We start from the raw sequence: 12,027 nt of genomic DNA, 5'->3' as shown, positions 1-12,027 counted from the left end.
CCGGCGTGCGGCTCACGTCCGGGCGGAACCGGGAGCGGGGGGCTCCCGGACGGGTGCCCGGGAGCGGGGGAGCTCCCGGGCAGGCGCCGGAAGTGGGGACTCCCGGACGGTGCCAGGAGCGCAGGGCTCCCGAGCGGGTGTCCGGGAGCGGGGGGCTCCCGGACAGGCGCCGGAAACGGGGGGCTCCCGGACAGGTGCCCGGGAGCGGGGACTCCCGAGCGGGTGCCGGAAGTGGGGGCTTCCGGACAGGTGCCCGGGAGCGGGGACTCCCGGACAGGCGCCGGGAATTCCGTCCCGGGCGGGCCGGGAAACCGCCCCGGCGCGGCCGGGGAAGTGGCTCCCGGATGCGGTGACTATCTCCCGGCCTGTGAGGGCGGTCACCCTTCCGTTCATTTAGTTCACGCTTACCGGGCGAGGCAGACTGACGGCATGCGCCTCCCCCGCGTCCCGACCCCCCGCAGCCTGGCCGGCCAGCTGTTCGCCATGCAGGCCGTGCTGATCGCGGTCCTGGTCGCCGGATACGCGCTCTTCACGTACATCAGCGACCGCAGCCAGGCCGAGGAGGCCGCGGGCCGCCAGGCCATGGCGGTCGCCCGCTCGGTTGCGGACACCCCGTCGGTCCGCTCGGCCATCCGCACCCCGGACCCGACCCGGACCCTCCAGCCGTACGCGACCCGGGTGCAGCGGCACACCGGCGTCGACTTCGTGACGATCATGGATCCGCGGGGCATCCGCTGGACCCACCCGGACCGGAAGCTGATAGGCAAGCACTTCCTCGGCCACACGGCCCGCGCCCTGGCGGGCGAGTCGTTCACGGAGACGTACACCGGCACCCTCGGCCCGTCCGTTCGCGCGGTCACGCCAGTCACCGACGGAGGCCGCGTCGTCGGCCTGGTCAGCGCCGGCATCAAGGTCGAGGCGATCACGGCCCGGGTCCAGGACCAGGTCACGGCGCTGCTCGGGACCGCGGCCGGGGCCCTCGCCCTCGGCGCCGTCGGCACGTACGTGATCAACGCCCGGCTGCGCCGCCACACCCACGGCATGAACGCCGCCGAGCTCAGCCGCATGCACGACTACCACCAGGCCGCCCTGCACGCCGTACGCGAGGGCCTGCTGATGCTGGACGGGCAGTACCGGGTGGCGCTGATCAACGACGGGGGCCGGGAACTGCTGGGGGTCGGCGGCGAGGTCGTCGGCCAGTCGGTCGCCCGCCTCGGCCTGCCGTCGCCGCTGACCGGCGCCCTGCTGTCCTCCGAGCCCCGGATGGACGAGGTGCACCTGACCGCCACCCGGGTGCTGGTGCTGAACACCTCGCCGGTGTCGGGCGGCGAGCGCCGGGGCACCGTGGTGACCCTGCGCGACGTCACCGAACTGCAGTCCCTGATGGGCGAGCTGGACTCCGAGCGCGGATTCACCCAGGCGCTGCGCTCCCAGGCGCACGAGGCGGCGAACCGGCTCCACACGGTGGTCTCCCTGATCGAGCTGGGGCGCGCCGGGGAGGCCGTCGGCTTCGCCACGGCGGAGCTGGAACTGGCGCAAGCGCTGACCGACCGGGTGGTGGCGGCGGTCAGCGAGCCGGTGCTGGCAGCGCTGCTCCTGGGCAAGGCGGCGCAGGCCAACGAGCGGGGCGTCGAGCTGGTGGTGTCCGAGGAGAGCGGCCTCGACGACGGACTGCTGCCGCCCTCGCTCCCGGCCCGGGACCTCGTGACGATCCTGGGGAACCTGATCGACAACGCCGTGGACGCGGCCCAGGGGACGGTGGGCGCCAGGGTGACCGTGACGGCCCGCACGGACGAGGACGGCCTGGTCCTGCGGGTCGCCGACACGGGGGAGGGAGTGGCTCCCGCGCACGCGGAGGCCGTCTTCCAGCGGGGCTGGTCGACGAAACCGGCGGGGCCCGGCGGGCGGGGGCTGGGGCTCGCCCTCGTACGCCAGGCGGTGAGCCGTCACGGGGGTGCGCTCAGCGTGACGGAGGCGGCCGGAGGCGGGGCGGAGTTCGAAGTGCGGATGCCGTTGCCCACGGTGGCCTCCACCCCGAACCCCGCGGACCCCTCCACACCGGACCCCCCGAACCCCGCGGACCCTTCCACACCGGACCCCACGAACCCGACCGGGAACGGGCCCGCCGTCCCACCCATGCCGGACCCCGCCAACCCGCCCACGCCGGACTCCGCGGCCCCGCCCGCCCCGGACCCCACGAACCCGGTCGCCCCGGATCCACCGAACCGGGCCGCCCCGGACCCCGCCGACCCGCCCACAGAGGGGCACGCCACCCCCGTCCGCCCCGGTGACCGCGTGCCCGGGGCCGCCGGCACCGCCCTGCCTGGAGGCGACGCATGACCGAGCCGATCCGTGTACTCGTCGTGGAGGACGACCCGGTCGCCGCCGACGCGCACGTCATGTACGTCGGCCGCGTGCCCGGTTTCACGGCGGTCGGCAAGGCCCACACCGGCGCGGAGGCACGGCGCGCGCTGGACCGTACGCCGGTGGACCTGCTGCTGCTCGACCTGCACCTGCCGGACGGGCACGGGCTGCAGCTCGCCCGCTCCCTGCGGGCCGCCGGCTATCACGCGGACGTGATAGCCGTGACGTCCGCGCGGGATCTGGCCGTGGTGCGGGAGGGGGTCTCCCTCGGGGTGGTCCAGTACGTGCTGAAGCCGTTCACCTTCGGGACCCTGCGGGACCGGCTCGTGCGGTACGCGGAGTTCCGCGCGGCGGCGGGCGAGGCCAGCGGGCAGGACGAGGTGGACCGGGCGCTGGCGGCCCTGCGCGCGCCGGGTCCCGCGGCGCTGCCGAAGGGACTCAGCGCACCCACGCTGGAGCGGGTGACGCTCACGCTGCGGGATTCCGGCGAGGGCCTGACCGCGGCGGGTGCCGCCGAGGCGGTGGGCATCTCCCGGATCACGGCACGCCGTTACCTTGAGCATCTGGTCGACGCGGGCTGGGCGGTGCGCCGTCCGCTCTACGGGCAGGTCGGACGACCGGAGCTGGTGTACCGGTGGGTGGAGGACCGGCCGAAGTAGCGACGTACGGACGCGTGACGACCGCGCCCGCCCCATGCACGGACGCGACGAGCCGCCCGCCTCCCCTCGCGCGGGCCTGATCGTCCCCCTCCCCGCGCCGTCGCCAACCATCGTGCTGTGCAAGGTCATTGACCTGACTAGACCATTCCTCTTACGTTCACGGGGCAGACAGACTCGGCCGACGAAGGCCCGTAGGAGGTCGTGCCCGTGCGCCCCACCGCCGCCCGCCCCCGCAGCACCGCCCCGCCGCTCCTCGCGGCCCTGCTCACGCTCCCCGCCGCCCTGGCCCTGACCGCCTGCGGCGGCGGGTCCGGCAGCGATCCGGACACGGTGAAGGTGTCCTTCAAGCAGTCCACGGACAACTCGGTCAAGGTGATGGACACCTATCTGGCGGACATCAAGAGGCAGTTCGAGAAGGCGAACCCGGGCAAGAAGGTCGAGCTCGTCCCGATCAAGGCGCCGGACTCCGAGTACTACACGAAGCTCCAGCAGATGCTGCGGTCGCCGAAGACCGCTCCCGACCTGGTCTACGAGGACACCTTCCTCATCAACTCCGACATCACCAGCGGGTACTTGAAGCCGCTCGACGGCTACCTCGCCAAGTGGGACGACTGGGACCGGTTCGTCGGCACGGCCAAGGCGGCGGCGAAGGCGCAGGACGGAAAGACGTACGGCGTCCCGGACGGCACGGACACCCGAGGGCTCTGGTTCGACAAGGGGATCTTCGCGAAGGCGGGACTGCCCGCCGACTGGCGGCCGAAGACGTGGGAGGACGTCCTCACCGCCGCGCGCACGATCAGGAAGAAGGTGCCGGGCGTCACCCCGCTCAACGTCTACACGGGCAAGCCCGCGGGCGAGGCCGCCACCATGCAGGGCTTCGAGATGCTGCTGTACGGGACGGGCGACGGGACGTCGGACCCCCTGTACGACGAGGCGTCCAAGAAGTGGATCACCGGGAGCCGGGGGTTCAGGGACGCCCTCACCTTCGTGGAGACGGTCTACCGGGAGAAGCTCGGCCCGGACGTCTCCGACGCCCTCGACCCGAACTTCGCCACCAGGGTCCGCGGCGAACTCCTCCCGAAGGGGAAGCTCGGCATCGACCTGGACGGCAGCTGGCTGCCGCAGGACTGGGGCAGGGGCGCCGGGCACGAGTGGCCCGAGTGGTCGCGCAAGCTCGGCCTCGCCCCGATGCCGACGCAGGCCGGCCAGGCTCCCGGCAGGGTGAGCATGTCGGGCGGCTGGACGTGGTCGATCCCGGCGAAGGCGGCCAACCCCGACCTGGCGTTCGAGTTCATCGAGACGATGCAGACCAAGGCGAACGCCCAGAAGTGGTACGTCGCCAACTCCGGGATCGCGGTGCGCGAGGACGTCGCCTCCGACCCCGCGTACGTGAAGGCGCAGCCCGGCATCGAGTTCTTCACGGACCTGGTCGCGAGCACGCACTACCGGCCCGCCTACCCGGCGTACCCGAAGGTCTCCACCGCGATCCAGGAGGCCATGGAGCGGGTGACGACGGGCGACAGCTCGGTCGAGGAGGCGGCGAGCGGCTACGACGAGGAACTGAAGTCCGCCACCGACGGACAAGTGACGTCGAAGTGAGCGTCGGCACCCGGGCGGACCGGCACCCGGGTCCGGGCGGGCGAGGCACGCCGGTGCCGGTCCCGCCGGCCGGCCCGGGGGCCGCGCTCCCGCGGCGGGGCGGCCCGGGCCGCTCCCTGGTGCGGGTGCTCCCCCTCGGCCCCGCCGTTGTCCTCCTGCTCCTGTTCCTCGCCGGACCGATCGGTTACTGCGGCTACATCGCCTTCACCGATCTCCAGCTCACCGGCCAGGCGCACTCGTCCTTCACCGGCTTCGACAACTTCCGTACCGCGTTCCGGGACGAGGCGTTCCTGAACGCGGTTTGGCTCACCCTCGTCTTCACGGTGCTCTCCTCGCTCGTCGGCCAGAACACCCTGGGCCTGGCCCTCGCCGCGCTGATGCGGCGCGCGTCGAAGCCGGTGCGCACGCTGGTCGGCGGCATCGTCATCACGGCGTGGGTGCTGCCGGAGGTGGTGGCGGGTTTCCTGCTCTACGCCTTCTTCCGCCGCGAGGGCACGCTGAACGCGCTCCTGGACTGGCTCCGCCTGCCGTCCCAGAACTGGCTGTTCACGCTGCCGATCCTCGCGGTGTCCTTCGCGAACGTGTGGCGGGGCACGGCGTTCTCCATGCTGGTGTACTCGGCGGCGCTGAACGAGATCCCGAAGGAGATCACGGAGGCCGCGGAGGTGGACGGCGCGGGCGGCTGGCGCCGCATGTGGCACATCACGCTCCCGCTGATCCGCCGCTCCATCGGCACGAACCTGATGCTGAACACGCTGCAGACGCTGTCGGTGTTCGGGCTGATCTGGGTCATGACGCGGGGCGGCCCCGGCGGCCGGAGCCAGACGCTCCCCCTGTTCATGTACGAACAGGCCTTCCAGAAGAGCATGATCGGCTACGGAACGGCGGTGGCCCTGCTGCTCCTGGTGGTCGGTTCCCTCTTCTCACTGGTGTACCTGCGCCTGCTGCGGACGGAGGTCTGAGATGGCGTCACCGGCCGGGGTCGTCAAGCGGGGCGCCGGGTCCCGTCGCGGGGGCCGGCGACTGGCGGCGGACGCCGGCCTGCTCGCCGTGGCGGCCGCGTTCGCGCTGCCGCTGGCCTGGGTGGTCCTGTCCTCGCTGGACGCGCACGCGGACCTGCGGGTGAAGGCGCCGGACGGGGTCACCCTCGCCAACTTCGACGCGGTCCTGACGCGGGACATCATCTTCACCCCCCTGCTCAACAGTCTGATCCTGTGCGGCGGCGGCACGCTGCTGACGGTGGTGTGCGCGGCACTGGCCGCCTATCCGCTGTCGCGGTTCCCCTCCCGCCTCAACCGCCCGCTCCTGCTGACCGTCCTGTTCGCGACGAGCCTGCCGATCACGGCGATCATGGTCCCGGTCTACGCGCTGTTCGTCCGGGTGAACCTCATCGACACGGCGCAGGGCACGATCTTCTTCTTCGCCGCCTCCCAACTCCCCTTCGCCATCTGGCTGATGAAGAACTTCATGGACGGCGTGCCGAAGGAGCTCGAGGAGGCGGCCTGGACGGACGGGGCGTCGTCCTTCCAGTCGCTGCTGAGGATCGTGCTCCCGCTGATGGGGCCGGGCGTCGCGGTGGTGACGGTCTTCTCGTTCGTGATGATGTGGGGGAACTTCTTCGTCCCCTTCATGCTGCTGCTCACCCCGGACCAGATGCCCGCCTCCGTGAGCATCAACGAGTTCTTCGGGAACCGCGGAATGGTGGTGTACGGGCAGCTGGCGGCGTTCTCCGTGATCTACTCGACGCCCGTGCTGCTGCTGTACGTGCTGGTCGCGCGACGGCTGGGCGCCGGGTTCGCGCTGGGCGGAGCCGTGAAGGGGTGAGCCTTTCCCGCCCCGGGCCACCGGCGCGCGGCCACCCGTGTCCGCCTCCACGACCACCCGAAGACACCCGGAGACACCCGGAGACACCCGGCGATCTCCGGCCACGGCGCCCCGGCGGCCGAAACCGTATGTTCCTACAATGCGTGTTTGTGGCCGAACAGACCGTAGTCATCGCAGCCACACGCCCATAGCTTGTGCCCGTGCACCAGCCGCCGGCCCCCCAGCCCACCCCGCCCTTCAACGCCCTCGCCGCCCGCCGTCTGCGCGCCGGGCTCGGCATGGGACCCGAACACGTCGCGTACGGACTGCGCGCCTCGTACGGGCTGCCCTATGTCACGCCCGATCTCGTCGTCGCCTGGGAGCGGGGCATCGCCGCGCCGAGCAGTCCCGAACTCACCGCGCTCGCCGCCGTGCTGTGGTGTTCACCGGGTGAACTCATCGGCAGACCGCGGACCTTGCGCGAGCACCGCGTCGCGCGCGGCCTCGCCCCCGAGGACGTCGCCCGCACCGTGGGCCTGGAACTCCTCGCGTACCAGCGGATGGAGGAGACCGACGAGTGGCGGGGCAACGAGCGGCAGTCCACCGCGCTCGCCGAGCTGCTCGACCTCTCGCTGCCCGACTTCGTCACGGTGACCGGACGCGACGGGAAGCTCGGGGAGCTGCTGCGCGGCGCGGTGACGACGCGCTGGCAGGCGTACGTGCGCCCGGTGGGCAAGACGGTGCCCCTGGACCGGCGGCTGCTGGAGGACGCCCTCCGGGAGCTGCACACGGAGTACCAGGGGCAGATGGCGGCCACGCTGAGCTGGGCCGGCGGCTCGGCGGCGGGCGACTCCAGCGACGCCGGCCGGGACTTCATGGACCGGATCGTCGACCACTTCTGGTCGACGGTCCAGCGCAGCACCTACTGAGGACGGGAAACACGCGACCGTGCTTCCCGGGCCTCCGCGAAGGTCTAGAAGACCGACTCCGCCTCGTCGATCCGGTCCTTGGGGACGGTCTTCAGCTCGACGACCGCCTCCGCGAGCGGCACCATCTCGACCTCCGTGCCGCGCAGCGCGGTCATGCGGCCGAAGTCGCCGCGGTGCGCGGCCTCGACCGCGTGCCAGCCGAAGCGGGTGGCCAGCACCCGGTCGTACGCGGTCGGCGTGCCGCCGCGCTGGATGTGGCCGAGGATGACCGGCTTGGCCTCCTTGCCGAGCCGGCGCTCCAGCTCGTACGCGAGAGCCGTGCCGATGCCCTGGAAGCGCTCGTGGCCGAACTGGTCGATCGCGCCGTGCCCGTAGTCCATGGTGCCCTCGGCGGGGTGGGCGCCCTCGGCGACGCAGATGACGGCGAACTTCTTGCCGCGCGCGAAGCGCTCCTCGACCATCGCGACGAGGTCGGACGGGTCGAAGGGCCGCTCGGGCAGGCAGATGCCGTGGGCACCGGCGGCCATGCCGGACTCCAGGGCGATCCAGCCGGCGTGCCGGCCCATGACCTCGACGACCATGACGCGCTGGTGCGACTCGGCGGTGGTCTTGAGGCGGTCCATCGCCTCGGTGGCGACGCCGACCGCGGTGTCGAAGCCGAAGGTGCGGTCCGTCGAGGAGATGTCGTTGTCGATCGTCTTCGGCACGCCGACGACCGGCAGGCCCGCGTCCGACAGCATCCGGGCAGCGGTCAGGGTGCCCTCGCCGCCGATCGGGATGAGCACGTCGATGCCGAACTCGCGGGCCATGTCCTGCGCGTTCTCGCAGGCCTCGCGGAGCCGGTCGCGCTGGAGCCGGGACGAGCCGAGGATGGTGCCGCCGCGGGCGAGGATGCCGCTGACCGCGTTGAGGTCGAGGGTGCGGTAGCGGCCGTCGAGCAGGCCGGCGTAGCCGTCCTCGAAGCCGATGACCTCGTCCCCGAAATTGGTGACCGCTCGGTGCACGACCGACCGGATCACTGCGTTCAGCCCCGGGCAGTCGCCGCCTGCGGTGAGAACTCCGATGCGCATCGTGCTGTGTCTCCTGCTCGCTGTTGGTACGTGTGAGCCAGACCGATTGTTTCACGCTCCACGGGCGGCCGCCGCTCCCGTCCGCCGGGCACGCACCGCCCCCGCGCCCCGCCGCGCGACCCCCGCGGAACCCTTGTCCCGCCTCACCAGGACGTTCGGCCTGGCGGGCGCCCTAGCCAGCCGCGGAGGTATTGTCAAGAGGGTTCTGCTCACCATAGCGGGTATTTTTTCCCGAGCCACGAGAAGCACCAAGCCGGCCCAGTGATGAAACGGAGAGCACGCGTGACGCGCAGCGTGTACGTGACCGGGATCGACCGCGGCGACGGCCGCCAGGTCGTCGAGCTGGGAGTCATGGAACTCCTGACCCGCCAGGTGGACCGGGTGGGGGTGTTCCGTCCGCTCGTCCACGACGGTCCGGACCGGCTCTTCGAGCTGCTGCGCGCCCGCTACCGGCTCACGCAGGACCCGGCGACGGTGTACGGCATGGACTACTACGAGGCGTCCGCGCTCCAGGCCGAGCAGGGCACCGACGAACTGGTGTCGACGCTGGTGGACCGCTTCCACCTGGTCGCGCGCGACTACGACGTGGTCCTCGTCCTCGGCACCGACTTCGCGGACACCCAGTTCCCCGACGAGCTGGCGGTCAACGCCCGGCTGGCCAACGAGTTCGGCGCCTCCGTGATACCGGTCGTGGGCGGCCGCGGGCAGCCGGCCGAGTCGGTGCTCGCCGAGACCCGCAACGCCTACCGGGCCTACGACGGGCTCGGCTGCGACGTCCTCGCGATGGTCACCAACCGGGTCGCCCCCGCCGACCGCGCGAAGATTCACGAGCGTCTCGGCGACCGGCTGCCCGTGCCCTGTTACGTGCTCCCGGACGAGCCCGCGCTGTCCGCCCCCACGGTCTCCCAGATCACCCAGGCCCTCGGCGGCAAGGTGCTGCTCGGCGACGAGTCGGGGCTGGCGCGCGACGCGCTCGACTTCGTCTTCGGCGGCGCGATGCTGCCGAACTTCCTGAACGCGCTGACGCCCGGCTGCCTGGTGGTGACCCCCGGCGACCGCGCCGACCTGGTGGTGGGCTCGCTCGCCGCACACAGCGCCGGCACGCCCCCGATCGCGGGTGTCCTGCTCACCCTGAACGAACGGCCCAGCGACGAGATCCTCACGCTGGCCGCGCGCCTCGCCCCCGGCACCCCGGTGGTCTCCGTACCCGGCAACAGCTTTCCCACCGCCACCGAACTCTTCGGCCTGGAGGGCAAGCTGAACGCCGCGACCCCGCGCAAGGCGGAGACGGCGCTCGGCCTCTTCGAGCGGCACGTGGACACGAGCGAGCTGCTGAAGCGGGTGTCGGCGCCGAGCAGCACCCGCCTCACCCCGATGATGTTCGAGCACAAGCTCCTGGAGCAGGCCCGCTCCGACCTGCGCCGCGTCGTACTGCCCGAGGGCACCGAGGCCCGCGTCCTGCACGCCGCCGAGGTGCTGCTGCGGCGGGGCGTGTGCGACCTGACGCTGCTCGGCCCGGTCGACCAGATCCGCAAGAAGGCCGCCGACCTCGGTATCGACCTCGGCGGCGTGCAGCTCGTCGACCCGCAGACCTCCGAGCTGCGGGACCGTTTCGCCGAGAAGTACGCCGGCCTGCGCGCCCACAAGGGCGTGACCGTGGAGCTGGCGTACGACGTCGTCGCGGACGTCAACTACTTCGGCACGCTGATGGTCGAGGAGGGGCTGGCCGACGGCATGGTGTCGGGGTCCGTGCACTCCACGGCGGCCACCATCCGCCCGGCCTTCGAGATCATCAAGACCAGGCCGGACGCGAAGATCGTCTCCTCCGTCTTCTTCATGTGCCTCGCCGACAAGGTCCTGGTCTACGGCGACTGCGCGGTGAACCCCGACCCGAACGCGCAGCAGCTCGCCGACATCGCCGTCCAGTCGGCCGCGACCGCCCGGCAGTTCGGCGTCGAGCCCCGGATCGCGATGCTGTCGTACTCGACCGGCACCTCCGGCTCGGGCGCGGACGTCGACAAGGTGCGCGAGGCCACCGAACTGGTCCGCACGCGCCGCCCCGATCTGAGCGTGGAGGGCCCGATCCAGTACGACGCGGCCGTGGAGCCGTCCGTCGCGGCCACCAAGCTGCCGGAGTCGGAGGTCGCCGGGCAGGCGTCCGTGCTGATCTTCCCGGACCTCAACACCGGCAACAACACCTACAAGGCCGTGCAGCGTTCGGCCGGCGCGATCGCCGTCGGCCCGGTGCTGCAGGGTCTGCGCAAGCCGGTCAACGACCTGTCCCGCGGCGCCCTCGTCCAGGACATCGTGAACACCGTCGCCATCACCGCGATCCAGTCCCAGACCCCGAGCGAGAAGGCCACCGCCCAGTGAGCGCCACCCGTGTCCTCGTCCTCAACTCCGGTTCCTCGTCGCTGAAGTACCAGCTGCTGGACATGCGCGACAGGACCCGGCTCGCCATGGGCCTGGTCGAGCGCATCGGCGAGCGCACCGGCCGGCTGAAGCACACCCCGCTCACCGGCGACGGCACCTCCCGGGAGACGACCGGTCCGATGGCCGACCACGAGGCCGCCCTGAAGGCCGTCGCGCAGGAGCTGGCGAGCGACGGACTCGGCCTGGACTCCCCCGAGCTGGCGGCGATCGGCCACCGCGTGGTGCACGGCGGCAAGCTCTTCACCCGCCCCACCCTGATCGACGACTCCGTGCTCGCGGAGATCCGGCGGCTGATCCCGGTCGCCCCGCTGCACAACCCGGCGAACCTGACCGGCATCCTCACCGCCCGGGCGCTGCGCCCGGACCTGCCGCAGGTCGCCGTCTTCGACACCGCGTTCCACACGACGATGCCGGAGGAGGCGGCGCGCTACGCGATCGACGTGCGGACCGCCGACGAGCACCGCATCCGCCGGTACGGCTTCCACGGCACCTCGCACGCCTTCGTGTCGCGCGCCACGGCGCGGCTCCTCGGCAAGGACCCGTCCGAGGTGAACGTCATCGTGCTGCACCTGGGCAACGGGGCGTCGGCGTCCGCGGTGCGGCAGGGCCGGTGCGTGGACACCTCCATGGGGCTGACGCCCTTGGAGGGGCTCGTCATGGGTACGCGCTCCGGTGACCTGGATCCGGCCGTCATCTTCCATTTGGTGCGTGTTGGCGGGATGTCCACGGACGAGATCGACACTCTGCTCAACAAGAAGAGCGGTCTGGTCGGCCTGTGCGGCGACAACGACATGCGGGAGATCCGCCGCCGGGTCGACGAGGGCGACGAGCAGGCGCGGCTCGCCTTCGACATCTACATCCACCGCCTGAAGAAGTACATCGGTGCCTACTACGCGGTGCTCGGCCGGGTGGACGCGGTCGCCTTCACGGCCGGCGTCGGAGAGAACGCGGCGCCGGTGCGCGAGGCCGCGGTCGCGGGCCTCGAGGGGCTGGGCCTGGCGGTCGACGGGGAGCTGAACGCCGTACGGTCCGACGAGCCGCGGCTCATCTCCCCCGGGGACGCGCGGGTCGCGGTGGCCGTCGTACCGACCGACGAGGAACTGGAGATCGCCACGCAGACGTACGCACTCGTGGACGGGTCCGCCGACCGGTCCGAGGGCCTCACCTGAG

The 12,027-nt window shown here is 72.1% G+C and carries 9 protein-coding genes; 8 read left to right on the top strand and 1 reads right to left on the bottom strand.

What is annotated here, in order from left to right; translation table 11 throughout:
- The first annotated feature begins 429 nt into the window (after positions 1–429).
- The 6 genes from ACFYP4_RS20335 to ACFYP4_RS20310 all read left to right on the top strand — a co-directional run bounded on the left by ACFYP4_RS20335 (position 430) and on the right by ACFYP4_RS20310 (position 7,354).
- Entirely contained in the window at positions 430–2,340 is a 1,911-nt protein-coding gene (locus ACFYP4_RS20335; protein WP_358852251.1) for an ATP-binding protein, read from the top strand.
- A complete protein-coding gene (locus ACFYP4_RS20330) occupies positions 2,337–3,023 on the top strand; it encodes a response regulator (RefSeq protein WP_358852250.1) in 687 nt (228 codons plus the stop codon). The genes ACFYP4_RS20335 and ACFYP4_RS20330 overlap by 4 nt, the downstream gene beginning before the upstream one ends.
- 207 nt (positions 3,024–3,230) lie before the next feature.
- A complete protein-coding gene (locus ACFYP4_RS20325; RefSeq protein ID WP_388786769.1) occupies positions 3,231–4,622 on the top strand; it encodes an ABC transporter substrate-binding protein in 1,392 nt (463 codons plus the stop codon).
- 53 nt (positions 4,623–4,675) lie between these two features.
- Positions 4,676–5,584: a sugar ABC transporter permease gene (locus ACFYP4_RS20320; RefSeq protein ID WP_358852248.1), complete on the top strand. Its 909-nt coding sequence runs from the start codon at positions 4,676–4,678 to the stop codon at positions 5,582–5,584.
- A gap of 1 nt (position 5,585) precedes the next feature.
- Complete coding sequence (locus ACFYP4_RS20315) at positions 5,586–6,446, top strand: carbohydrate ABC transporter permease (RefSeq protein ID WP_358852247.1); 861 nt, start codon at positions 5,586–5,588, stop codon at positions 6,444–6,446.
- Between the two features lie 194 nt (positions 6,447–6,640).
- On the top strand, positions 6,641–7,354 hold the full coding sequence (locus ACFYP4_RS20310; protein ID WP_388786764.1) for a helix-turn-helix domain-containing protein: 714 nt from the start codon (positions 6,641–6,643) through the stop codon (positions 7,352–7,354).
- Positions 7,355–7,398: 44 nt separating this feature from the next.
- On the opposite strand, the gene ACFYP4_RS20305 is transcribed toward ACFYP4_RS20310, so the two are convergent.
- A complete protein-coding gene (locus tag ACFYP4_RS20305; protein WP_358852246.1) occupies positions 7,399–8,424 on the bottom strand; it encodes an ATP-dependent 6-phosphofructokinase in 1,026 nt (341 codons plus the stop codon).
- 282 nt (positions 8,425–8,706) lie between these two features.
- Here ACFYP4_RS20305 and pta point away from each other — a divergent pair, with 282 nt between their 5' ends.
- Both pta and ACFYP4_RS20295 read left to right on the top strand, forming a co-directional pair.
- The gene (gene pta / locus ACFYP4_RS20300) at positions 8,707–10,797 is read left to right on the top strand and encodes a phosphate acetyltransferase (RefSeq protein ID WP_358852245.1); all 2,091 of its coding nucleotides are present in this window, start codon (positions 8,707–8,709) and stop codon (positions 10,795–10,797) included.
- Positions 10,794–12,026, top strand: coding sequence for an acetate kinase (locus ACFYP4_RS20295; protein WP_388786760.1), 1,233 nt, complete (start codon positions 10,794–10,796; stop codon positions 12,024–12,026). Before pta ends, ACFYP4_RS20295 begins: the two co-directional genes overlap by 4 nt.
- Position 12,027 lies beyond the last annotated feature (1 nt).

This window comes from Streptomyces sp. NPDC005551 (assembly GCF_042871785.1).
Classification (GTDB): domain Bacteria; phylum Actinomycetota; class Actinomycetes; order Streptomycetales; family Streptomycetaceae; genus Streptomyces.
This window is presented reverse-complemented; position numbering and strand designations above follow the sequence as displayed.

Coding starts and splice junctions, on each gene's coding strand:
- ACFYP4_RS20335 (WP_358852251.1), top strand. CDS start 430: ATGCGCCTCCCCCGCGTCCCGACCCCCCGCAGCCTGGCCGGCCAGCTG.
- ACFYP4_RS20330 (WP_358852250.1), top strand. CDS start 2,337: ATGACCGAGCCGATCCGTGTACTCGTCGTGGAGGACGACCCGGTCGCC.
- ACFYP4_RS20315 (WP_358852247.1), top strand. CDS start 5,586: ATGGCGTCACCGGCCGGGGTCGTCAAGCGGGGCGCCGGGTCCCGTCGC.
- ACFYP4_RS20305 (WP_358852246.1), bottom strand. CDS start 8,424: ATGCGCATCGGAGTTCTCACCGCAGGCGGCGACTGCCCGGGGCTGAAC.